Annotated in this window: 24 protein-coding genes; 10 read left to right on the top strand and 14 right to left on the bottom strand. The window is 67.7% G+C overall.

Features of this window, described 5'->3' with window-relative positions; translation table 11 throughout:
• Window positions 1–74: 74 nt before the first annotated feature.
• From LDL21_RS00775 to LDL21_RS29710, 3 genes are all read right to left on the bottom strand, one after another.
• Complete coding sequence (locus LDL21_RS00775; protein WP_225278401.1) at window positions 75–944, bottom strand: alpha/beta hydrolase family protein; 870 nt, start codon at window positions 942–944, stop codon at window positions 75–77.
• Complete coding sequence (locus LDL21_RS00770; RefSeq protein ID WP_225278400.1) at window positions 944–1,576, bottom strand: TetR/AcrR family transcriptional regulator; 633 nt, start codon at window positions 1,574–1,576, stop codon at window positions 944–946. The genes LDL21_RS00775 and LDL21_RS00770 overlap by 1 nt, the downstream gene beginning before the upstream one ends.
• A gap of 105 nt (window positions 1,577–1,681) precedes the next feature.
• Window positions 1,682–1,804, bottom strand: a complete 123-nt coding sequence (locus tag LDL21_RS29710; RefSeq protein ID WP_255283991.1) for a hypothetical protein — start codon at window positions 1,802–1,804, stop codon at window positions 1,682–1,684.
• A 293-nt stretch (window positions 1,805–2,097) separates the two neighbouring features.
• Between LDL21_RS29710 and LDL21_RS00765 the strand changes: the two genes are divergently transcribed.
• A complete protein-coding gene (locus tag LDL21_RS00765) occupies window positions 2,098–2,547 on the top strand; it encodes an SRPBCC family protein (protein ID WP_225278399.1) in 450 nt (149 codons plus the stop codon).
• 53 nt (window positions 2,548–2,600) lie between these two features.
• Here LDL21_RS00765 and LDL21_RS00760 read toward each other — a convergent pair whose 3' ends face one another.
• Entirely contained in the window at window positions 2,601–3,050 is a 450-nt protein-coding gene (locus tag LDL21_RS00760; RefSeq protein WP_225278398.1) for a MarR family winged helix-turn-helix transcriptional regulator, read from the bottom strand.
• Between the two features lie 114 nt (window positions 3,051–3,164).
• Here LDL21_RS00760 and LDL21_RS00755 point away from each other — a divergent pair, with 114 nt between their 5' ends.
• The gene (locus LDL21_RS00755) at window positions 3,165–4,124 is read left to right on the top strand and encodes an SMP-30/gluconolactonase/LRE family protein (protein WP_225278397.1); all 960 of its coding nucleotides are present in this window, start codon (window positions 3,165–3,167) and stop codon (window positions 4,122–4,124) included.
• Here LDL21_RS00755 and LDL21_RS00750 read toward each other — a convergent pair.
• On the bottom strand, window positions 4,104–4,877 hold the full coding sequence (locus LDL21_RS00750; protein ID WP_225278396.1) for an alpha/beta fold hydrolase: 774 nt from the start codon (window positions 4,875–4,877) through the stop codon (window positions 4,104–4,106). The genes LDL21_RS00755 and LDL21_RS00750 overlap by 21 nt on opposite strands.
• A 38-nt stretch (window positions 4,878–4,915) precedes the next feature.
• On the opposite strand from LDL21_RS00750, the gene LDL21_RS00745 reads away from it, so the two are divergent.
• Window positions 4,916–5,470 (top strand): TetR/AcrR family transcriptional regulator, encoded by a 555-nt coding sequence (locus LDL21_RS00745; RefSeq protein WP_225278395.1) that lies wholly within the window; start codon window positions 4,916–4,918, stop codon window positions 5,468–5,470.
• On the opposite strand, the gene LDL21_RS00740 is transcribed toward LDL21_RS00745, so the two are convergent.
• Entirely contained in the window at window positions 5,471–5,962 is a 492-nt protein-coding gene (locus LDL21_RS00740; protein WP_225278394.1) for a hypothetical protein, read from the bottom strand.
• A gap of 158 nt (window positions 5,963–6,120) precedes the next feature.
• On the opposite strand from LDL21_RS00740, the gene LDL21_RS00735 reads away from it, so the two are divergent.
• Window positions 6,121–6,918 (top strand): DUF6585 family protein, encoded by a 798-nt coding sequence (locus LDL21_RS00735; RefSeq protein ID WP_225278393.1) that lies wholly within the window; start codon window positions 6,121–6,123, stop codon window positions 6,916–6,918.
• 177 nt (window positions 6,919–7,095) lie between these two features.
• On the opposite strand, the gene groL is transcribed toward LDL21_RS00735, so the two are convergent.
• A complete protein-coding gene (gene groL / locus LDL21_RS00730; protein WP_225278392.1) occupies window positions 7,096–8,718 on the bottom strand; it encodes a chaperonin GroEL in 1,623 nt (540 codons plus the stop codon).
• A 244-nt stretch (window positions 8,719–8,962) separates the two neighbouring features.
• The gene (locus LDL21_RS00725; protein ID WP_225278391.1) at window positions 8,963–9,691 is read right to left on the bottom strand and encodes a Clp protease N-terminal domain-containing protein; all 729 of its coding nucleotides are present in this window, start codon (window positions 9,689–9,691) and stop codon (window positions 8,963–8,965) included.
• 73 nt (window positions 9,692–9,764) lie between these two features.
• Between LDL21_RS00725 and LDL21_RS00720 the strand changes: the two genes are divergently transcribed.
• Window positions 9,765–11,030 (top strand): hypothetical protein, encoded by a 1,266-nt coding sequence (locus tag LDL21_RS00720; protein ID WP_225278390.1) that lies wholly within the window; start codon window positions 9,765–9,767, stop codon window positions 11,028–11,030.
• Between the two features lie 20 nt (window positions 11,031–11,050).
• On the opposite strand, the gene LDL21_RS00715 is transcribed toward LDL21_RS00720, so the two are convergent.
• The 5 genes from LDL21_RS00715 to LDL21_RS00695 form a co-directional block, all read right to left on the bottom strand.
• Window positions 11,051–12,259, bottom strand: a complete 1,209-nt coding sequence (locus tag LDL21_RS00715; protein WP_225278389.1) for an NAD(P)/FAD-dependent oxidoreductase — start codon at window positions 12,257–12,259, stop codon at window positions 11,051–11,053.
• Between the two features lie 81 nt (window positions 12,260–12,340).
• Window positions 12,341–13,213 (bottom strand): RNA polymerase sigma-70 factor, encoded by an 873-nt coding sequence (locus LDL21_RS00710; protein ID WP_225278388.1) that lies wholly within the window; start codon window positions 13,211–13,213, stop codon window positions 12,341–12,343.
• 85 nt (window positions 13,214–13,298) lie between these two features.
• Window positions 13,299–14,177 carry a CDP-alcohol phosphatidyltransferase family protein gene (locus LDL21_RS00705; protein ID WP_225278387.1) on the bottom strand — a complete coding sequence of 293 codons (879 nt, stop codon included), beginning with the start codon at window positions 14,175–14,177 and terminating at the stop codon, window positions 13,299–13,301.
• Window positions 14,174–14,887 carry a phosphatidylserine decarboxylase gene (locus LDL21_RS00700; RefSeq protein ID WP_225278386.1) on the bottom strand — a complete coding sequence of 238 codons (714 nt, stop codon included), beginning with the start codon at window positions 14,885–14,887 and terminating at the stop codon, window positions 14,174–14,176. The genes LDL21_RS00705 and LDL21_RS00700 overlap by 4 nt, the downstream gene beginning before the upstream one ends.
• Before the next feature lie 69 nt (window positions 14,888–14,956).
• Window positions 14,957–15,229 carry a GlsB/YeaQ/YmgE family stress response membrane protein gene (locus tag LDL21_RS00695; RefSeq protein ID WP_225278385.1) on the bottom strand — a complete coding sequence of 91 codons (273 nt, stop codon included), beginning with the start codon at window positions 15,227–15,229 and terminating at the stop codon, window positions 14,957–14,959.
• A gap of 240 nt (window positions 15,230–15,469) precedes the next feature.
• Between LDL21_RS00695 and LDL21_RS00690 the strand changes: the two genes are divergently transcribed.
• The 5 genes from LDL21_RS00690 to LDL21_RS00670 all read left to right on the top strand — a co-directional run bounded on the left by LDL21_RS00690 (window position 15,470) and on the right by LDL21_RS00670 (window position 20,475).
• Complete coding sequence (locus LDL21_RS00690) at window positions 15,470–16,501, top strand: beta-ketoacyl-ACP synthase III (protein ID WP_225278384.1); 1,032 nt, start codon at window positions 15,470–15,472, stop codon at window positions 16,499–16,501.
• A 189-nt stretch (window positions 16,502–16,690) separates the two neighbouring features.
• Window positions 16,691–16,870, top strand: coding sequence for a hypothetical protein (locus tag LDL21_RS00685; RefSeq protein ID WP_067642018.1), 180 nt, complete (start codon window positions 16,691–16,693; stop codon window positions 16,868–16,870).
• An 85-nt stretch (window positions 16,871–16,955) separates the two neighbouring features.
• Window positions 16,956–18,623 (top strand): NAD(P)/FAD-dependent oxidoreductase, encoded by a 1,668-nt coding sequence (locus tag LDL21_RS00680; RefSeq protein ID WP_225278383.1) that lies wholly within the window; start codon window positions 16,956–16,958, stop codon window positions 18,621–18,623.
• An 8-nt stretch (window positions 18,624–18,631) separates the two neighbouring features.
• Window positions 18,632–20,071 (top strand): ATP-binding protein, encoded by a 1,440-nt coding sequence (locus LDL21_RS00675; protein WP_225278382.1) that lies wholly within the window; start codon window positions 18,632–18,634, stop codon window positions 20,069–20,071.
• A 59-nt stretch (window positions 20,072–20,130) separates the two neighbouring features.
• Window positions 20,131–20,475 (top strand): UBP-type zinc finger domain-containing protein, encoded by a 345-nt coding sequence (locus tag LDL21_RS00670; RefSeq protein ID WP_225278381.1) that lies wholly within the window; start codon window positions 20,131–20,133, stop codon window positions 20,473–20,475.
• Between the two features lie 2 nt (window positions 20,476–20,477).
• On the opposite strand, the gene LDL21_RS00665 is transcribed toward LDL21_RS00670, so the two are convergent.
• Window positions 20,478–20,840, bottom strand: a complete 363-nt coding sequence (locus LDL21_RS00665) for a hypothetical protein (protein WP_225278380.1) — start codon at window positions 20,838–20,840, stop codon at window positions 20,478–20,480.
• Window positions 20,841–20,964 lie beyond the last annotated feature (124 nt).

Raw genomic sequence — 20,964 nt, 5'->3', positions numbered from 1 at the left:
GACCAGTATGACGAATATATGTATTCAGCGAACCGGTTTTGTTCCCGTGCGATTCGATCGTCTGTGTCCGCGTCTCAGCGGTCGCGTAGCCACTTCTCGACGGCATCGACGGTGGAGTCCGGGTTGGTGATCCAGCCGTTGTGGCCAAGCGGTTCCGGCTCGAACCGGCGGGTGACCTCGGCGGCGGGCATCTTGCTCAGCAGATGGTCGGCGGAGGTCTGCGGGGTCATCTCGTCGCCCTCGATGGTGATCGACAGCACCGGGAACTTCAGCCGCGCGACGCGTTCCTCGTAATCGATATCGGCGCCGACCGGAACGAAGCGGCCGGTGCGGGCCAGGCGGGCCCAGTCCGACATGAGCACCTTGGACTGGCGGCCGTATGCCCGTTTGCCGAGCATGTCGCCCGGCCAGAAACCGGCGAGATTCGACGCGACCGCCACCGCGGCCGTGCCGACGAGCATCCCCGGACCGAGCACACCGCGGTAGCCACGGTAATACGGTGTGCCGGAGGCGATCAGGATCAGGCCGCCGAGTCTGCCGCGCACCCGGGCCGCGTACAGCACCGACAGCTGGCCGCCCATGCTGTGCCCGAGCAGGTACGGGGTGCTGCTGGGGAAACGGTGGCGCACCACCTGCAGCATCGCCGGAAAATCCACGGCGACCAATTCGTGGTAACCGTAGGTGCTTTCGGCACCGGGACGATGAGTACTACCGCCCTGACCACGCAATTCGCCGATGGCCACATCGAATCCGCGCCCGGACAGCTGGTGGGCGAAGTATTCGTAGAACTCACCGGGCACGGCGAGACCGGGCACGATCACGATCACCGGACGCGGGGCGTCGGGGGTCACCGGATGACGGTGCGGCCCGCGCGCCGGAATCAGCCGCACGGGCAGGGTGGTGCCGTCGGGTACCTGGATCGGGACGGTCTCGACCCGCGCCATCAAGCCCCGACCGCGCCGAGAATCACCCGGCTCAGCACCTGGATCACATCGTCTAGCGGCGGACGCGGATCGGCACCGCTCCAGCCGTCGACCACATAGTTCACCGCGCCGATGATGGCGAGCACCCGCAACTCGTAGTCGCCGGACGGGATTTCGCCGTGCATGGCCGCGTCCTCGGCGGCGCCGGCCAGCAGCGAGCCCCACACCCGGCGTAGCTCGAGGCGGAACTTCTCGACCTTGGGTCCGGCGCCGACCACCTCGACCAGCGCCACCCGCGCCTTGCGTGGATCGGTGCCGATGGTCTCGACGTAAGCGCGTACGGCCGCGTCGATCTGATCGATCGCGCTGGCGTCGCTTTTCGCCGCGAGGGCGGTAGCCACCGCCTCGCGGGATTCGCGGTCGATCTGCTCGTACAGCTCGAGTAGCAGCGATTCGCGGCCGGTGAACTCCTCGTAGAACTGCCGCGACGACAGTCCGGCGTCCTTACAGATGGCACCGACCGAACTGTTGGCGTACCCGTCGCGCGCGAAGACCGTCAGGCCTGACTCCAGAAAACGCGCACGCCGCTGGCGTTGCCGGTCCTCTACGGGCTGCCCGGCATACATTCGTCCCGTATTCGCATCCTGTGACATTGTCGCTGACAATACCGAAGGGCCCGATCCCCTCGTCATGGATCGGGCCCAACGACAGCCCTCCCGGCTTACCGCGCGTTAGCCGGAGGTTTGCTTCAGATGCGCTCAGTTACCGGAGGTCTGGGCCGAACCGGTGCTCATCGAGCTGGTGAGCAGACTCATCAGCAGGGCGAGGATGCCGCCGTCGCCGCTGCTGCCGGAGTTGGACTCGGTGATGTTGTAAAGCATGGTGCACTCCAAGTTGACACTCTGTGACCTTCTGTCACTGGCGATTTGCCGTCTCGGACGATACCGAAGCCAAATGTGAATAGGAGGTGTTTTAAAGGAATTTCCCCCACTTTTCTGTGAGAACCCACAAGCCCCCGAAAACCAGGGCGGCGGATGCCCCGTCGACCGGACTCGAACCGGCGTCCCCGCTTGGTGGGTCGTGGGGGCAAAATCCGACTGTGGGCGGAGGGCTGGAGCGAGTGGCGACCCTATGCTCGGTGTGACCGTACGTCACGCACAACCCGGAGGCACCGTTGCCGAACAATCTCGAAGCAAGTATCGACATCGCCGCATCGCCGGAGCAGGTCTGGTCGATTCTCGCGGACCTGAACCGGATGTCGGAGTTCAGCCCGACCACGGTCAAGATGCTGGCGATCGGTGGGGTTCGCGAAGGGGCGCGCACCATCAACTTCAACCGCGACGGCTGGAAGGTCTGGCCGACCAGTTCGCGCATCGTGCGGTTCGTCCCCAACACCGCGCTGGCGTTCCGGATGAACGAGAACCACACCGTGTGGAGCTACGAGCTCGCGCCGACCGCCGCGGGCACCCGCCTCGTCGAGCGACGCACCCTCGACCCCAAGGGAATTCCCGGCTGGATGGGCCCGGTCATCAAGCTCGCCGGCGGCGAGGAGAAGTTCGAGGCCGATCTCGTCTCGGGCATGCACGAGACGCTGCGCAAGATCAAGGCCGCGGCCGAACGCTGACCCGTTCGCCCCAGAGAGCCCGCCGGACCCCTCCGGCGGGCTCTTCGCGTTTGCTACGGAAGATCCCGGCGGACTTCCTCGAAAGCCTGTGCCGTGCGGGTCAGCAGCGCTGTCAGCGTAGCGAATTCCGCGGCGGTGAAGCGGGCGGCCACGGCGCGTTCCACCGCGATCGCGCGCGCGTCGGCCGCCTCGGTGACCTCACGGCCCGCCTCGGTCAGCCGGGTCTCGAGGACATTCTTGTGCCACTCGTGTGGTGAGCGTTCGACCAGGCCGCGGTCCTGCAGATTGGTCAGGACGGTGTTCATCGTCGGCGGCGTCACCCCCGCCAGCCGGGCGAGAGCGGCAGCCGAGATACCGGGGTTCTCGGCGAGGTACATCAGCGCGCTGAACTGCGGAACCGTCAGCCCGGCCGGTTTGAGCGCGGCTGTTTTCGCCGCGATCATGGCTTGCTCGGCACGCTTGAGAAACGTGCCCAGCCTCTCGGTCGAGGGCATGGACGTCATGGCTGCATGGTATCCGCCCATTTCGAAGTATCACCCTTGACGAACATTAGAACTCTAATCTACATTTCTGCTCGTTTGATGATGTATTGCATTACGTGAACGAGAGGCTTAACCATGATCAGGACCCTCGCGATGGCCGTCGCCTGCCTCGCGCTCACCGCCTGCGGTACCGACGACCCGGCCGCGTCACCCGTCCTGAGCACCGCATATGGACTGCCGGGCGCGGCCGTCTATCCCGAGGGCATCGCGCTCGATCCACGCACCGGAACCACCTATGTCGGCTCCTACGCCGACGGCACCGTGTTCCGCGCGGGAGCGGACACGGCGACGGCCGAGGTATTCCTCCCGGCAGGCGCCGACGGCCGCAAGACAACCAACGGACTACGGGTGGACCGCGACGGCAGGCTGTGGGTGATCGACTCGACCGCGGGAGTCATGGTGTACGACACCGGTTCTCGGGCCCTGCTCGCTCGATTCGATGTCCCGGACACCCGACCGCGCTTCGTCAACGACCTCGCCTTCGGCGCCGACGGCAGCGCCTACCTCACCGACAGCATCCGCAATGTCGTCTACCGCGCCACCCTCACGCACACCACCGAAGGCCGGGGCGAACTGACCGTCGCCGCCGACCTCGCACCGGTGCTCGGACCACGCGACCCGAAGACCTTCGAACTCAACGGGATCGTCGCCGACGAGGCAGGCACCTACCTGCTCGTCGTCGCGATGTCGGCGGGCGAGCTGTACCGGATCGACCTCACCGGCGCCGAGCCGATTCGCAAGGTGGCACTGACCGGCGGCACCGTGCGCAACGGCGACGGCCTGGAACTGCGCAGCGACACGCTGTGGGTGGTGCACAACACCGACAACACCATCAGCCGCTGGACCGTCACCGACCACGGCGGCGCGGCCACGCGGGAACGCGAATTCCACGATCCCGCCCTGAGCATCCCCACCACGATGGTGCACTCTGGGGACCGGGCGCTGATCGTGTCGTCTCAGTTCGACAAGGGCGGCCCGATGGGCACAGACGAGAAGCCGGGGCCGTTCGTGGTGTCAGCGATCGACGGGTTCTGACCGCACGAATTCCTCCAGCACAGTGACGAATTCGTCCGGCTGTTCGACCTGCGGGGAATGCCCCGCGTGCTCGACCAGATGCGTGCGCGCCCCGGCGGCGGCGAAACGGGCGAGGGTGGCGGTGGCGTCGTAGAGGTGGTCGTGGCGGCCGTGCACGGCGAGCACCGGTACGTCCAGCGCCGCCACCCTGGCGTCGAGCGGCCGGGCGGCGAAGTCGTCGGCGCGGGCACCGACGGCATAGGCCAGGCCCGTCGGCGCGGCCGACCGGAAGTCGCGCACGACCGCCTCGGCGAGGCCGGGCACCGACGCGTAGCGGAACCGCGGCGCGAACAAGGTCCGATTGCCTTGGCGGATCACGAAACCGGGCGTCCAGCGCTGCGCGAGCCGCACCGACCACGGGCGGACCACCCACCGGGCGAACCCCGGAATCCGCGCGGCCGTGTAGTCCGGGCTCTGCCCGACCACCACCGCGCGTGCCACACGGGGCAGCGCTGCCAGCTCGAGGGCGATCTCCGCGCCGAACGAATGGCCGACCACCGTCACGTCGGTCAGGTCGAGTTCCTCGAGCAGGGCCGCGATGGGCGCTGATCTGGCCGGGGCGGCGAAATCCTCCGGCGCGGCGCGAAGGTCCACCCGGATCACCCGGAAACGGGGAGTCAGCCGCTCGGCGGCCGCGCCGAACCAGTCGACCGAACCCGGGATTCCGTGCACGCACACGATCGCCGGGCCCGCGCCTTCGTCGACAAACTCCACCACTCGAGCCTAGCGCGGCCATTCGATAGCGTATGGCTGTGAAGTCACCCTCCGCTCGCAGGCTCAGCGCCGACGACTGGGTCGCCGCCGCGATCGTCGCCCTCGGCGAGAACGGTCTCGCCGGCGTGGCTGTGGAACCGCTCGCCAAACGTCTCGGCGCCACCAAGGGCAGCTTCTACTGGCACTTCAAAGACCGCCCGGCGCTCGTCGACGCCGTCCTCGCGCACTGGGAACGTGAGGGCACCGACGAGGTGATCGCCGCGCTCGAGAAGCTCACCGACCCCGCGCAGCGGCTGCGGGTGCTGTTCACCGATGTCATCGACTACGCCACCGAAGGCCGGGAGGAACTGGCGTTGCTGGCCGCCATCGACCAGCCCGCGGTCGCCGCTGCCATGCGACGGGTCGCCGCGCGGCGGATCGAGTACGTGGCCGCGCAGTTGCGTCTGCTCGGAGTGGCCGCTGAGCAGGCGGATACGCGGGCGGCGGTGGCCGTCGGTATCTATCACGGGATCAATCAGCTGGCGCGCGTTTCTCCCGAAAGCCTGCCCGCCACCAGCGAATTGGTCGATTCGATTCTCGAACGGCTGATGTAGTCAGTCGAGGCCGAGCTTGACGAAAGTCCAGTAGAGCAGCCGGGCGCGCAGTGGCCGGCGGTACGGCGCGGGCGGGGTGCCGGCGGCGGTTTCGGCGTTGTCGAGCAGTTCCTCGAGCAAGGCGTCGTGCAGCGGACGAATGGCGAGGTGCCAGCCCAGGAATCCGGATACGCCACGGGTTTCGGCCGAGATCACATGGCGCAGGGCGCTTGACGTGCCTTTGCCGATCACCTCGAAGGTGTGGGTGCCTTCGAGCATGAAACCGGGCGGGAAGGTGAACTCGACGAATTCACCTGGGCGGTAGGCGGTGCAGGTGTAGAGAGTGGAACCGTGGCCGCCTGTCGCGCCTTCGGCCAGTGGGCCGTCCAGCTCCAGCGGTGGCCATTTCTCGCTGGGCCACAACGGGTTTCCCGCAATCGCTACTTTATCGAGCAGTTCGCCGACCTGTGCGGCCGGTGCCTGAATTGTTCGCTCGTGAATGTTGCGGATCATTCATCCAACCTCTCAGCGGTTCCCCTGCTCAAACCATACGCATGCGTATGGAGAGTGTCCAGGCCGGTCGTGGGCGGATTCCGAGCGCCCTACAGGTGGCGTTATCCGCGCCGGTCGAATACGCTTCGCCGCGGATGAAACGCCTCATGGAGGGACAAGTGATCACTCCGAACAGGCCGGAGACCGTAGCCGAGGCTCGCCACCCCGTGCCCCTGACCCAGCTGATACACCTCATGGCGGAGTACCAGCAGCTCGGTGCGCACCGCGACACCTTCCTGGCCACTCCGGCCGACGACACCTTCGTGCGCGGGTGCGGCATCGTCGCGGGCTGCATCGCGTTCATCGGGGTGATCTGCCTGATCGTCGGCGCGTGGCCCGGTGCCATCGCACTGCTCATGATCGCCGCGGTCCCGGTGATGCTCGCCTTCCGGCGCGGAATCATCAACCGGCAGAACCGCGCCGCCCGCATCGACCTGTTCGAATACGGGGTCACGGTGTACCACTCGGGTCAGCGCGTCGCCGGCTTCCGGTGGGACACCACCGAGGTGCGGCAGGAGGAAATCCCCTTCCACGACACCGTTCCCGTCGCCTACCGCCTCGAACTCACCGGTCCCGCGGGCCGCGCCGAAATAGACGAAGAGGGCTTCGCCCGCGCCCGCGAATGGGCACGCGCCATCCAATCCGCTGTCACCGCAACCCAACTCCCCCTGGCGGTGGCCGCCATCGACAACGGCGAAACCGTGAACTTCGGCGACCTCGGCCTCTCCCTCGACGCCCTCACCTACAAGGGCGAACACTTCCCCTGGACCAACATCCAACTCATCGACGCCCGCAGCGGCCACATCCGCCTCAAAGTCGCAGGCATGTGGATGTCGCTCGCCCCCGTCAACACCATCCCCAACTTCTACATCTTCAACGAACTCGCCGAGCGCCTCCGCCTGACGCCTGTCGGCTAGATCGGACTACTCGCAGGCACGATCGGCGTTTTGCCTTCGCCTGCTCATCGGTCGCGCCTGACTACTCGCCGGATGACGGGCGAACGCCACTTCATGCTCCTGTCGGACAGACCGAAGGCCGGTCCACTCGAGAGTGGACCGGCCTTCGTGGACTTGTAGAACTAGCTGATCAACCGATCAGAAGTCCATGCCGCCCATGCCGCCGGTGGGGTCGGCGGCGGGGGCCGACTTCTCCGGCTTGTCGGCGACGACGGCCTCGGTGGTGAGGAACAGGGCCGCGATGGAGGCCGCGTTCTGCAGGGCCGAACGGGTGACCTTGACCGGGTCGGCGACGCCGGCGGCCAGCAGGTCCTCGTACTCGCCGGAGTCGGCGTTCAGGCCGGAACCCGCGGGCAGGTTCGAGACCTTCTCGGCGACCACGCCGGGCTCGAGGCCGGCGTTGAAGGCGATCTGCTTCAGCGGGGCCGACAGCGCGACGCGCACGATGTTGGCACCGGTGGCTTCGTCACCGGTCAGCTTCAGGTCGTCCAGTGCGGGCGCCGACTGCAGCAGGGCCACGCCACCACCGGCGACGATGCCCTCTTCGACGGCGGCCTTGGCGTTGCGCACGGCATCTTCGATGCGGTGCTTGCGCTCCTTGAGCTCGACCTCGGTGGCGGCACCGGCCTTGATCACCGCGACGCCGCCGGCCAGCTTGGCCAGACGTTCCTGCAGCTTCTCACGGTCGTAGTCCGAGTCCGAGTTCTCGATCTCGGTGCGGATCTGCGCCACGCGGCCCTTGATGGCCTCCGCGTCGCCCGCGCCCTCGACGATGGTGGTCTCGTCCTTGGTGACGACGACCTTGCGCGCCTGGCCGAGCAGCTCGAGACCGGCGGTCTCCAGCGACAGGCCGACCTCTTCGCTGATGACCTCGCCACCGGTGAGGATGGCGATGTCGGCCAGCTGGGCCTTGCGACGGTCACCGAAGCCCGGGGCCTTGACGGCGACGGACTTGAAGGTGCCACGGATCTTGTTCACGACCAGGGTCGACAGGGCTTCGCCCTCGACGTCCTCGGCGATGATCAGCAGCGGCTTGCCGGCCTGGATGACCTTCTCCAGCAGCGGCAGCAGATCCTTGACGGTCGAGATCTTCGACGACACGAGCAGGATGTACGGGTCCTCGAGGACCGCTTCCTGACGCTCGGGGTCGGTGACGAAGTAACCGGAGATGTAGCCCTTGTCGAAGCGCATACCCTCGGTGAGCTCCAGCTGGAGCCCGAAGGTGTTGCTCTCCTCGACGGTGATGACACCTTCCTTGCCGACCTTGTCCATCGCCTCGGCGATGAGCTGGCCGATGGCCGGGTCACCGGCGGAGATACCGGCGGTGGCGGCGATCTGCTCCTTGGTGTCGATCTCCTTGGCGGAGTCGAGCAGGCGAGCGGTGACGGCCTCGACGGCCTTCTCGATGCCGCGCTTCAGACCCAGCGGGTTCGCGCCGGCCGCGACGTTGCGCAGACCTTCACGCACGAGCGCCTGGGCCAGCACGGTGGCGGTGGTCGTACCGTCGCCGGCGACGTCGTCCGTCTTCTTGGCGACTTCCTTGACCAGCTCGGCGCCGATCTTCTCGTACGGGTCCTCGAGGTCGATCTCCTTGGCGATGGACACACCATCGTTGGTGATCGTGGGGGCGCCCCACTTCTTCTCGAGCACGACGTTGCGACCCTTCGGGCCCAGCGTCACCTTGACAGCGTCGGCGAGGGCGTTCAGACCCCGCTCGAGACCGCGACGGGCCTCTTCGTCGTACGCAATTGTCTTGGCCATTGCGTTGAGATCCTCCACATGTCTATGGCTGACACACGAGACGACCACAGGTTGGATCGTCCCCAAGTACGCTGGCCAGGTGCGGTGCCCGCGACGGACGACCGAGGGTGTCGATGGAACCCGATCTCACCGTCCCGACCTGGCACTCAACAGACGTGAGTGCCAAAGCCATTTTTAGCACTCGGGTGACGAGAGTGCAAGGTCGCCTCCGGCACGGGCGCACCGCACCGGAGACGACCGACGGTCAGGAATCACCCTTGGCGGCGAGGAACTGTTCGAGCAATGCGACGAGGTCGGCCTCTACAACAGCCTTGTCCAGGCCGAGGTCACTGAGCACGCCCGAGCCGTTCTCGTGCTCGAGCAGCGCGAGCAGGATGTGCTCGGTGCCGATGTAGTTGTGGCCGAGGCGAAGAGCCTCGCGAAACGTCAGCTCCAGCACCTTCTTTGTTTCCCCGTCGAAGGGGATGAGTGCGGGCACCTCGTCCGCGGCGCCGGGCAGCCCCGCGGTGGCCGCTTGGCGAACAGCGCCGAGTTCGACACCGCGGGCCTCGATCGCCTTGGCCGCGAGACCTTCGGACTGGCCGATGAGGGCCAGGATCAGATGCCCGAGGGTGATCTGGTCGTTGCCCGCCGTGCGCGCCGATTCCTGCGCGTCGACGACGACCTGCCGCGCACGCGGGGTGAACTTGGCGAACCCGGCCTGCGGGTCCATGGCGGCGGCGTCGCCGGGCTGTTTGGGAACGAAACGCTTCTGCGCGGCCTGCTTGCTGACGCCCATGCTGGCGCCGATGTCGGTCCAGGAGGCGCCGGAGCGGCGGGCTTGGTCGACGAAGTGGCCGATGAGGTGGTCGGCGACCTCGCCCATGTGGTCTCCGACGACCACGGCGTCGGAGAGCTGTTCGAGGACATTGTCGGGACGGGCCTTCTTGATGCCGTCGATCAGATCGTCGAGGCGGATGTTCGGCGTGCTCATGCGTCAACTCTAAGTTGACGATACCGCTTCGTCAACCCTTGGTTGACGATCCGTTGATGGCAGAGTGGGCGGTATGGGGAGAATCTCGGGGTGGATCCTGCGGGTCGCGGGAGTAGTGGTGACCGCATGTTGCCTGATCGCGGCGGGACGATTCCTACTGCCACAGCCGGGAGCCGGGGAAATACCGGGCTCCACGGAACGGCAATTGTCGTTCCTGCGCGCGGCCCTGGACGACGGCGCCGATACGGCAGCGCAGCAACAGTTTCCGGAGGGACATCTGTTCTCGAATGCGCTCTACGGACTGGCCTGGGTGCAGGCTGCGCACGCCGAGCCCGGACTTCGCTCGCAGGCCGTGCGCGAATCGCGGTGGGCGCTTGCACGACTGGAATCCGAGGAGGGGCGGGCGGTGTTCAGTCCGCAATTGCAACCCGCCTACGGGATCTTCTGGGCAGGGTGGACGAACTGGTTGCGCGGGGCGATTCTGTCGCTCGACTCGTCGGACTCCGCTCAGGTTCAACGGTTCTCCGAGCACAGTCAGGAGATCGCGCAGGCGTTCGCGGCGTCCGGCACTCCGTTTCTGCAGGCGTACCGAGGGCAGGCGTGGCCGGTGGACTCCACGGTCGCGATCGCCTCGCTTCGTCTGCACGACAAGCTGTTCGGCACCCGGCATTCGGCGGTGATCGAGCGGTGGCTGGATCACGCGCGGTCGCGCCTCGACCCATCCACAGGACTGCTCCCCCACCAGGTTTCCGCTGTGGACGGCTCGACGAGCACTGGCTCGAGGGCGACCTCCCAGGCGGTGATTCATCGGTTCCTGCCGGAGATCGATCCGGAATTCGCGCGAGCACAGTACTCGCTGTTCCGTGCCGAATTCCTCTCGCACCCTGGCGGTTTCGGTCCAGCGATACGCGAATACCCACACGGCGTGGACGGCAGCGGTGATGTGGACTCGGGGCCTTTGATCGCGGGCATCAGCTTGTCGGCCACGGTGGTTTCCCAGGGCGCCGCCCGCGTCAACGGGGACGACGCCCTGGCCCGAGCCCTCGCCGCCGAAGGTGAACTACTCGGCCTGCCGATCGACCTGCCCAGCTCGAAACGTTATGCGTTCGGCCTGGTCCCGATCGGCGACGCCTTCGTCGCCTGGTCGTCCACCGCCCGACCCCTTGTCACCGAACCACCGTCCGCCACTTACGAATTGCGCTGGTGGTGGCGCCTGCCGTGGGTCGCGCTACTGACCCTGATCGCCCTCGCCCCGTGGGTCCGGCGGATCACCGCCGTGGCGCGAAGTGCCGTGCGCGCCGACACCCGAGCCGGCAGGACCTCAGCGTCGAGCATCTGACCTGGCGATGGTTGCGGCTGTCAGCGCAGGCCGACCGCCATTCCGGCACCGCGCACGATCAGTTCCTTCACCACCGCACCGGTGCGGCCCCGGATCACGCGCCCTCCGGGAGTGTCGTCGGCATTGAGCACCTGGATGACGGCATCGTGGCGGCCGAGACTGAGGCATTGGAGCTGGTAGCGGAAGTTCATCGGCTCCGGCTCGCTACCCTTGGCACGGGCGACAATCGCCCGGGCCACGTAACCACCTGCGGGAATAGCCGTGGCACAAGCCATTCGGAGCGGACGATCGCCCGGCCCCGCGATCAGCGCCGCATCACCGGCGGCGTAGATGTCGGGGTGGGAGATCGAGCGCAGGGTCGCGTCGGTCCGGATGCGGCCGTGTTCGTCGACCGCGAGACCGGCGCGGCGAGCCAGATCGGGAACGGTGAAACCAGCTGTCCAGACCACTGATTCGGCTTCGATGACGGTGTCGTCGGCGAGCCGCACACCGGTCGGCAGCACCTCGACGACCTTCGCCGACGACCGGATCTCCACCCCGAGCCGGGTGAGCGTGGTGCGGATGCTCTCGACGGCCTGCGTCGACAACCAGGCGCCCGGCTCATCGGCGCCGAGCAGAGTCACCGCCGAATACCGTTGCGATTCGGCGAGTTCCGCCGCCAGCTCGATGCCCGTCGACCCGGAGCCGACCACAACGACCCGCCCCTCGGGCAGGGCACGCACATCCTCGGGCGTCGCGACAGACCGCGCGTAATCGGCCACGCCCGGCGCACCCGACCGATCGGCCGCGCTACCGAGCGCGTAGACCAACGTGTCGTAGGCGAGTGACCATTCACCGATGTGCGAGGCCTGGTGACCAGCACCTTCCGGCGTGCCGTCGCCCGACCACTGACCGGACCGGCGAGCCTGCCCCGCCGAGGTGCCCCCGCCGAGCAGCCGCCCTGGCGAGTCGGCAAGCTCCTCGAGGTGAACCTGCTTGGTCACGGGGTCGAGGCCCGAGATTCTCGCCTGAACGAACTCTGCCCCCTTGCGCTCCAACAACTTCCGCAGCTCCCAGCGCTTGATCCGCTGCCCCGCCGCCTCCTGGTGCAACCGCACACGCTCGACGAACTCGGCGCGGGAATCGACCACGGTGATCGTCGTGTCACGCGATGTGCGGGCCAAACGGCGGGCCGCCGCGAGTCCCGCGTACCCCGCGCCGAGAACGACGATCCGATGCTGACCGGTCATGGTGTGGCTCCTCTCGATGTGCCGACACCCTCCAGACCGGACAGCCCCCGCTTTCCTGACAGGTCGCGGCGGTGATCCGGCTCACGCCGCGAATCGGTCCAGTTTGTCCGGGTTCACCACAATGAGGACCTCGTCGACCAGACCGGCCTCGTCGACTTCGAAGAACAGCACGGAACTGGCCTGCACACCGTCGGCCCGCACGACCAGCGCGAGCGCGCCGTTCACCTCGTCGAAGGCGAATGTTGTTGCCGGGGTGAGGAACTTGGTGAGTCCGACGAGGTAGCGCGACACCTGGTCGGGGCCGGTCACCGGGCGGCGGGCGGCGGTCACCTTGCCGCCGCCGTCGGCCGTGCTCACCACGTCGGCAGCCAGCATGGCGCGCAAACCGGCGACATCACCGGTGGCGGCGGCGGACATGAATCGCTCGAACAGGGCACGCACCTGCTCGCTCGGCACCGGGTAGCGCCGCTTCCCGCCGCGCACCCGGGTGCTGGCCCGGTGCAGGATCTGCTGCGAGTTGGCCTCGGTGAGGTCGAGCATGGCCGCGATCTCGGCATGCGGGTAGCCGAACGCCTCGCGCAGCACGAACACCGCCCGCTCCACCGGGTTGAGCCGTTCCATCGCGGTGAGCAGCGCCAGCGAAACCGATTCGCGTTCCTCGACGGTTTCCAGCGGACCGAATTCCCCGGAGGGCACCGGCTCGGGCAACCACGGGCCGACGTAGGTTTCGCGCCGGGCACGCGCCGACGCCAGCTCGGTGCGGCACAGGTTCACGGTGACCGTCGTCAGCCAGGCTTCGGGATTGTCGATGGCGGTCCGGTCGGCGGCGGCCCAGCGCAGGTAGGCCTCCTGCACGACGTCCTCGGCCTCGCTCGCCGCACCGAACATGCGATACGCCAGCGCGAACAACCTGGACCTGTGCTGAGAGAACTCCGTGATCCCGTCCGATTCCACCCGCACTCCCTTGCCGTAGTGGCGCTACGGTACCGCCCGCCCGGACCGGCGATCAGCAGGATGTGGGCGGCGTCTCGCCGGGCAGCTAGTCGTCGCGCGGCCGACGTAACCGCAACCGCGCCGACCCGCGAATCGCCGGGCGACGGATCTGCGGCATCCGCCGCTGCGCGCGCCGCTGGGCGCGCCGCTCGGCGGGTTTGTGCTGCCAGGTCTCCGGGCGCGCCGCCACCCAGCGCGCCGAGCGCCAGGCGAACGGGATGTGACCGAGGTACAGCGCGACCAGGATCAGCAGCAGCACGATCGGGTAGGTCACCAGCAGCGCGGCCGCGACCGCGACGAGCACCAGCAGACCGGCGGCGGCCTGCGGTGCCACCGACACCGACTTCATGGCGAGCGTCGGGATGGTGCTCACGCACAGCAGCGCGGCGAAGGTGGTCCACACGGCGACGAAGGTGAAGCTGTCCCACCAGCCGTCGCCGAACTGCACCTTCAGCGCGATCGGCACCAGCGCGATCAGGGCGCCCGCGGGCGCGGGCACACCGGTGAAGTACTCACGCGCCCAGTTCGGGCGGGAATCGTCGTCGAGCAGGGTGTTGAACCTGGCCAGGCGAAGCACCAGGCTCACCGCGTACATCAGGGCGATGATCCAGCCCGCGCTGTACCCGTCGAGAAGCGTGACGTAGAGGACGAGCGCGGGCGCGACGCCGAAGGAGATGGCGTCGGAGAGCGAGTCGAGTTCGGCGCCCATCTTGGAGGTGGCGTCGAGCATGCGCGCCAAGCGGCCGTCGAGGGTGTCGAGCACGGCGGCGGCACCGACCATGGCCAGCGCGATGCCGAGTTCACCGTCGAGCCCGAACTTCACCGCCGACAACCCCGAGCACAGCGCGAGGATGGTGACGATGCTCGGCAGCAACCGGACCGAACGCGGCCGACGGCGGCGAGCCGAATGCGCCTGTTCGATCATCCCAGCACAGCCAGCACGGTTTCGGCTCCGATCGTGCGCTGACCGGGGGTCACCAGCAGTTCGGTGCCCGCCGGGAAGTAGGTGTCCACGCGGGAACCGAACCGGATGAGTCCGTAGGTGTCACCGATGGTGAGCTGATCGCCGACGCGGGCGTCGCAGACGATGCGGCGCGCGAGCAACCCGGCGATCTGCACGACAACGACCTGCTTGCCCTCGGCCGTCTCGATGAGCATGCTGTTGCGCTCGTTGGCGTCGGAGGCCTCGGCCAGGTCGGCGGAGAGGAATTTGCCCGGCTGATGCAGCACCTCGCGCACCGTGCCGGACACGGGCACGCGCTGCACGTGCACGTCGAGCACGGACAGGAAGATGCTGACTCGCGGCAACGGCTGCTCACCGAGGCCGAGTTCGGCGGGCGGCACGGCCGTGTCGACGAGCGCGATCTCACCGTCGGCGGGTGCGACGACGATGCCCGCGCGGTTGGGCGGCACCCGGTGCGGGTGCCGGAAGAAGGCTGCGCAGGCCGCCGCGGCGGCTAGACCGACCCGCCGAACCCACTTGTTGCGTCCGCCGACGACCGCCACCGCCAGCGGCGCCGCCACGAACGGCAGGCCTGCGGGGTGCAGCGGAGGTACAGCGGCCCGGACCAGGTCGACGACATGGCCGACGCCGGTGGTCTCGGGCGTGCCGGGCGGGGTGGGGCGGCGTGCCACGGGCTCCCTCTTTCGTGTGATGACAACAGCGATCACACCTTACGGGAAGCCCGTCGCCCGCAGTGGCCGTCAGTGCACTGATCTGCGCCCGGTGAAAAGCCCGACCAGGAACAACAGCAGGCAGGCACCGGCCAGACAGGTGATGAAGCTGAAGATCCAGCCCGCGCCCTCGACGTCGACGCCGAACAGCTTCAGGACGAAGCCGCCGAGCAGGCCACCGACGACACCGACGACGATGTTGAGCAGGATCCCCTGCTGGGCGTCGGTCTTCATGAACTTGCTGGCTATCCATCCGGCGAGTCCGCCGATGATGATCCAACCAATGATCCCGAGTCCGAGCATTGTGTACCTCGTTCCCTCGAAGGGTCGGCTAGCTATCGCCTCGTCTCACAGTTATACCCCGCGGCTCTTGTGACAATCGACACTCTTCGGACAGATTTTCGCGCTAATATGAGGAGGCCTCATGTCTGCGCGTTCACATGCTGTCCACGCAGGGGTCACGGGCGATGAGGGACCGATTTCGATGCTTCAGGTACACCCAGCGGTGCAACCCGCAGGTTGCCAGGTACAGAGGAGATACGCATGGCTGCTCGAATCGCCCAGACGACTGGCGCGGAGCACACCGCGATCCTCGGGCTGGGCGTGTACCGCCCCGCCCGGGTGGTCACCAACGACGAGGTCGCGGGCCCGATCAACTCGAGCGACGAGTGGATCCAGACCCGATCCGGCATCAAGACCCGCCGCTTCGCCTCGGACTCCGAGACCGTGCAGTCCATGAGCGTTGCCGCCGCGCGTGACGCGATGGCCGCCGCGGGTGTCGCCGCCGATCAGGTCGACTGCGTCATCGTCGCGACGTCCACCCACCTGCTGCTCACCCCGGCCATCGGCCCGCGCATCGCCACCGACCTCGACATGACCGGCGCCGCCGCGTTCGACATCTCCGCGGGCTGTGCCGGCTTCTGTCACGCCATCGGTATGGCCTCGGACCTCGTGCGCGCGGGCACCTCACAGCACGTGCTGGTGATCGGCGTCGAAAAGCTCACCGACACCATCGATTTCACCGATCGTTCCACCGCCTTCCTGTTCGCCGACGGCGCGGGCGCGGTGATCGTCGGGCCCGCGCCGGAGCAGGGCATCGGCCCGACCGTGTGGGGTTCGGACGGCACCCAGCACCACGCCATCCGCCAGAGCAAGGACTGGATGGAGTTCTTCGCCGAGATCGAGGAGAAGGGTGTCGAGGCGGTGCGGCCCTATCTCACGATGGAGGGCACGGCGGTGTTCCGCTGGGCGGCGCACTCGCTGGAGAAGGTGTGCCGGGAGGCGATCGATCGCGCGGGCCTGACCACCGACGACCTCGACGCGATGATCCCGCACCAGGCCAACGGCCGCATCATCGAGATCATGGCCCGGGTGCTGAAGCTGCCGGAGAGCTGCGCGCTGGCCAACGACATCGAGGAGGCGGGCAACACCTCGGCAGCCTCGATCCCGCTGGCCATGGAGGCGTTACTGCGCAAGGGCGAATCGAAGCCGGGCGACACGGCCCTGCTCATCGCCTTCGGCGCCGGGTTGTCCTATGCCGCACAGGTGGTCACCATGCCCGCCTGGAAGTCCTGACTCGGCAAATCTCACAACGACGGCGGTGACCTGCACCGAAGCAGGTCACCGACCGGGCTTTCGGCCGTGTCCACACCGTCCCGCTTGCACCAACTCGGACATGCTGGCAAACTCTTCGCTAATCGAAGTAGCTGACCGAAGAGGCTCAGCCGCCCGGCATACCCGTCGTCGACCCCGAGGTGATCGGCCGTGAAACTGCGCTCACTCCTGCCACGCAGGCACATCAACGAGGTTCCGCTGCTCCCCACCATCGAGCCGGACGACAGCTTCGCCCTGCGCAGCGCCTTCACCCGCCGCAAACGCGACGAACGCCTCGAACGCCTGCTCACCCCCAGCGAGCTCGACTTGGTACTGCAGCGCCAGCTGTGACATGGAGCGCTGACGCGCTCGAGTCGGGGCCCTTCGGGCCCCTCCGGGAAAAGACTCACCAGCTCTCGCAGGAGATACTTGCGGGGTGAGCAATCCCGCCATGACCAAACCGGCCATTCTGAGCGTCGACGACGATCCCGGCGTTTCGCGGGCGGTGGTGCGCGACCTGCGCCGCCGCTTCGGCGCCGACTACCGCATTCTGCGCGCCGAATCGGGTCCGCAGGCCCTCGAGGCACTGCGTGAGATGAAGCTGCGCGGTCAGCCGGTGGCCGTGCTGATCGCCGATTACCGCATGCCGGGGATGGACGGCATCGAATTCCTCGAGCAGGCGATGGACCTGCACCCGTACGCGCGCCGCGTATTGCTCACCGCCTACGCCGACACCGACGCGGCGATCAACGCGATCAACGTCGTCGATCTCGACCACTATCTGCTCAAGCCGTGGGATCCGCCGGAGGAGAAGCTGTATCCGGTGATCGACGGACTTCTCGACGCCTGGCGCAGCGCCGAACAGCGACCCGTCTACGAGACCAAGGTGGTCGGTGACCGCTGGTCGCCGCGATCCTCACAGGTGCGAGAGTTCTTGGCGCGCAACCAGTTGCCGTATCGCTGGTACCCACGTGACGAACCCGAGGGCGCCCGGCTGCTCGAGGCGGCCGGCGCCGACCCGCAGTCGTGTCCGGTGGTCATCACCCAGGCCGGCGAGGCACTGATCCAGCCGACCGACAGCGAACTGGCCGAAAGTTGCGGTCTCAGCGTGCAAGCCAGTGACGAGTTCTACGACCTGATCGTCGTCGGCGGTGGTCCGGCCGGGCTCGGCGCCGCCGTCTACGGCGCCTCGGAGGGCTTGCGTACCGTGCTGGTGGAGCGCACCGCGACCGGCGGGCAGGCCGGGCAGAGTTCGCGCATCGAGAACTATCTCGGCTTCCCCGACGGGCTTTCGGGCGCACAACTGGCCGACCGCGCACGCAGGCAGGCCGCCAAGTTCGGTGCCGAGGTCGTCACCACCCGTGAGGTCGTCGGTCTGGAGGTGAACGGCTCGGCGCGCACCGTGCGCTTCGCCGATGGTGGCTCACTGTGCGCGCACACGGTTCTCATCGCCACCGGCGTGGACTATCGACGTCATCCGGCGCCGGGTGTCGACGAATTCACCGGGCGCGGCGTGTATTACGGCTCGGCGATGACCGAGGCCACCGAATGCGCCGAGCAGGAGGTGTACATCGTCGGTGGCGCGAACTCCGCCGGACAGGCCGCGGTGTTCCTGTCGCGGCACGCGCGCGGGGTGCACCTGGTGGTGCGTGGCGACTCGCTGGAGAAGTCGATGTCGCACTACCTGATTCAGCAGATCGCCCAGATCCCGAACATCACCGTGCACACCGAAACCGAGGTGACCGGCGCCGACGGCGACCAGCACCTGGAACGGATCATCCTGCGCGACAACCGCAACGGCACCGAGGACAAGGTCGACGCACAACGGTTGTTCCTCTTCATCGGCGCCGCACCGCAGACCGGCTGGCTCGACGGTGTCGTCGCTCGCGACGACGCCGGTTACGTGCTGGCAGGCCCCGACCTGCTCGTCGACGGCGCGCGCCCGGCAGGCTGGGAGCTGCCGCGCCCACCGCACCACCTGGAAACCAGCGTTCCCGGAGTGTTCGTGGCCGGTGACGTGCACGCCGAGTCGGCCAAGCGGGTCGCCTCGGCGGTCGGCGAAGGCGCCATGGCCGTGATGTTCGTGCACCGGTACCTGTCGTAGGAGGCGTGATGTCGGTCTGTGATCCCGAAGAACTGCGAACCCTGTTCCTGTTCGAAAAGCTGGATGAAACACAGCTTTCCGAGCTGTGCGCGGCCGGTCGCATCGAATACGTCGACCCGGGGCCGGTGTTCCTCGAGGGCCAACCAGCGACCTGCTTCTACGTGCTCATCGACGGCGAGGTGAAGCTCACCAAGCTCTCGGGCGGGGTGGAGGTGGAAACCAACCGCACCGACCAGCGCGGTGTGTACGCGGGCGCGTGGACGGCGTACCTGGGCGACAAGGCCGAGCCGAACTACAACGGGTCGATGTATGTGCTGCGCCGCTCCCGGTTCCTGGTGCTCGACGCGGCCGACTTCTCCCGGATGATGCACGCGTGGTTCCCGATGGCGGTGCACCTGCTCGAGGGCGCGTTCTTCGGTGGGCGGCGGTCGAATCAGCGCATCGCCGAGCGCGAGCGGCTCGTGGCGCTCGGTTCGCTGTCGGCGGGGCTCACCCACGAGCTCAACAATCCCGCCGCCGCTGCTGTGCGCGCCACCGCCGGGTTGCGTGAGCGGGTGGCCGGGATGCGGCACAAGCTCAAGATGATGGCCGAGGGCAAGTTCCCCACCGAGGCCCTCGTGCACCTGGTAGAGCTGCAGGAACAGGCCGCCGAACAGGTGGCCAAGGCGCCGGATCTGTCCCCGCTGGAGGCGGCCGACCGCGAGGACGCCCTCGCCGACTGGTTCACCGACGAGGGCATCGCCGACGGCTGGAACCTGGCGCCCACCTTCGTGCAGGCCGGTCTCGACGTCGACTGGCTCGAAGGGGTGAAGGCGACCCTGCAGGCCTGCCATGCCGACGTGTTCGAGGGCGCGGTGCGCTGGCTGAACTACACCATCGAGACCGAGTTGCTGCTGAACGAGATCGTCGACTCCACCGGCCGCATCTCCACGCTCGTCGGCGCGGCCAAGCAGTACTCGCAGATGGACCGGGCGCCGTACCAGGTCGTCGACCTGCACGAGCTGCTCGATTCCACCCTGGTGATGCTCAACCGCAAGCTCGGTGACGGTGTGCGGGTGGTCAAGGACTACGACCGCGCCCTGCCGCCGGTGCCGTGCTTCGCCGCCGAACTCAATCAGGTGTGGACGAATCTGATCGACAACGCGGTCTACGCGATGGGCGGCGAGGGCACCCTCACCGTGCGCACCTACCGCGAGAACGATTGTGTGGCAGTCGAAATCGGTGACACGGGTCCCGGGATTCCCGAGGAGTCGCGCAACCGCATCTTCGAACCGTTCTTCACAACCAAACCGGTCGGTGAGGGCACCGGTCTCGGCCTGGACATCTCGTTCCGCATCGTGGTGAACAAACACGACGGTGATATCCGCGTCGATTCCGTTCCCGGCGACACGCGGTTCACCGTGCGCCTGCCGTTGCAACCCGCACAGCAGGTACCCGCCGGGTCGTAGGGTTCCAAGCACGCCGAGAACCCCCGCGGCGCCAGCCGCCTGGAAACGGAGGTCAGCGAATGCCAGAAGGAATCGATCCAACGGTGCCGCCCAGTGGGCCGGGGTGTGCCGAGTGCACCGAGGCCGGTGGCTGGTGGGTGCATCTGCGCCGGTGCGCGCAGTGCGGGCACATCGGTTGCTGTGACAGCTCCCCCAGCCAGCACGCCACCCGGCACTACGGCAGCACCGGTCATCCGTTCATGCAGAGTTACGAGCCCGGCGAGGACTGGTTCTGGAACTTCGCGACCAACGAGATGTACGAGGGCGGACCCGAACTCGCGGCGCCGACCAGTCATCCCGCCGAGCAACCCGCTCCCGGCCCGGCTGGCCGGGTGCCGGAGAACTGGCAGTCACTGATCCACTGAGGTCAGGGCGTCATCCCGGCGGCCTCGGCCACCGTCTTATCGGCATTGCCCGGTGCCAGGCACACCAGTTTGGCGGTGCCGAGCGCCACGTTCGGGCTGCCCTCGAACGGACCGCCGGGGTTGTCGGCCAGGATCTGCTCGATGACCCGCGTCTGCGCGTCGTTGTCGAGTGACTTGAATTCCGAGCAGGTGACCTGCGAACCGCTCGCGGCCGCCTTGGACGTGGTCGTGGCCGGTGCGGTGGTGCTCGCGGGCGTGCCCTTGCGCAGGCCGGAGGCGTCGGTGGCTTCGTCGGTGGAACCGCAGCCTGCCAGGATCAGGGTGAGTGCCCCGGCAGTCGCGACGACGGAAGAGATTCGGTTCATCTGCTGGTTTCCCCGGTGGATCGCGGCGCCGGCACGTCCGGCGCGTCGGGTGCAGCGTACAGACTCCGACCTTGGGATGAGCCAATCGATCGCTGATCGTCCACAGCACCGGGTGCGGGCAGCG

This window comes from Nocardia rosealba (genome assembly GCF_020216065.1).
GTDB lineage: Bacteria > Actinomycetota > Actinomycetes > Mycobacteriales > Mycobacteriaceae > Nocardia > Nocardia rosealba.
Note: the sequence above shows the minus strand (reverse complement) of the source record. Positions and strands in the feature narration are given on the sequence as shown.

Bases quoted from the DNA above. Each gene is read 5' to 3' on its own strand.
- LDL21_RS00670 (WP_225278381.1), top strand. From the start codon at position 20,131: ATGCCAGAAGGAATCGATCCAACGGTGCCGCCCAGTGGGCCGGGGTGT.
- LDL21_RS00755 (WP_225278397.1), top strand. From the start codon at position 3,165: ATGATCAGGACCCTCGCGATGGCCGTCGCCTGCCTCGCGCTCACCGCC.
- LDL21_RS00775 (WP_225278401.1), bottom strand. From the start codon at position 944: ATGGCGCGGGTCGAGACCGTCCCGATCCAGGTACCCGACGGCACCACC.
- LDL21_RS00740 (WP_225278394.1), bottom strand. From the start codon at position 5,962: ATGATCCGCAACATTCACGAGCGAACAATTCAGGCACCGGCCGCACAG.
- LDL21_RS00760 (WP_225278398.1), bottom strand. From the start codon at position 3,050: ATGACGTCCATGCCCTCGACCGAGAGGCTGGGCACGTTTCTCAAGCGT.
- LDL21_RS00725 (WP_225278391.1), bottom strand. From the start codon at position 9,691: ATGAGCACGCCGAACATCCGCCTCGACGATCTGATCGACGGCATCAAG.
- LDL21_RS00695 (WP_225278385.1), bottom strand. From the start codon at position 15,229: ATGCTCGGACTCGGGATCATTGGTTGGATCATCATCGGCGGACTCGCC.
- LDL21_RS29710 (WP_255283991.1), bottom strand. From the start codon at position 1,804: ATGCTTTACAACATCACCGAGTCCAACTCCGGCAGCAGCGGCGACGGC.
- LDL21_RS00705 (WP_225278387.1), bottom strand. From the start codon at position 14,177: ATGATCGAACAGGCGCATTCGGCTCGCCGCCGTCGGCCGCGTTCGGTC.
- groL (WP_225278392.1), bottom strand. From the start codon at position 8,718: ATGGCCAAGACAATTGCGTACGACGAAGAGGCCCGTCGCGGTCTCGAG.
- LDL21_RS00690 (WP_225278384.1), top strand. From the start codon at position 15,470: ATGGCTGCTCGAATCGCCCAGACGACTGGCGCGGAGCACACCGCGATC.
- LDL21_RS00665 (WP_225278380.1), bottom strand. From the start codon at position 20,840: ATGAACCGAATCTCTTCCGTCGTCGCGACTGCCGGGGCACTCACCCTG.
- LDL21_RS00770 (WP_225278400.1), bottom strand. From the start codon at position 1,576: ATGTCACAGGATGCGAATACGGGACGAATGTATGCCGGGCAGCCCGTA.
- LDL21_RS00715 (WP_225278389.1), bottom strand. From the start codon at position 12,259: ATGACCGGTCAGCATCGGATCGTCGTTCTCGGCGCGGGGTACGCGGGA.
- LDL21_RS00675 (WP_225278382.1), top strand. From the start codon at position 18,632: ATGTCGGTCTGTGATCCCGAAGAACTGCGAACCCTGTTCCTGTTCGAA.
- LDL21_RS00720 (WP_225278390.1), top strand. From the start codon at position 9,765: ATGGGGAGAATCTCGGGGTGGATCCTGCGGGTCGCGGGAGTAGTGGTG.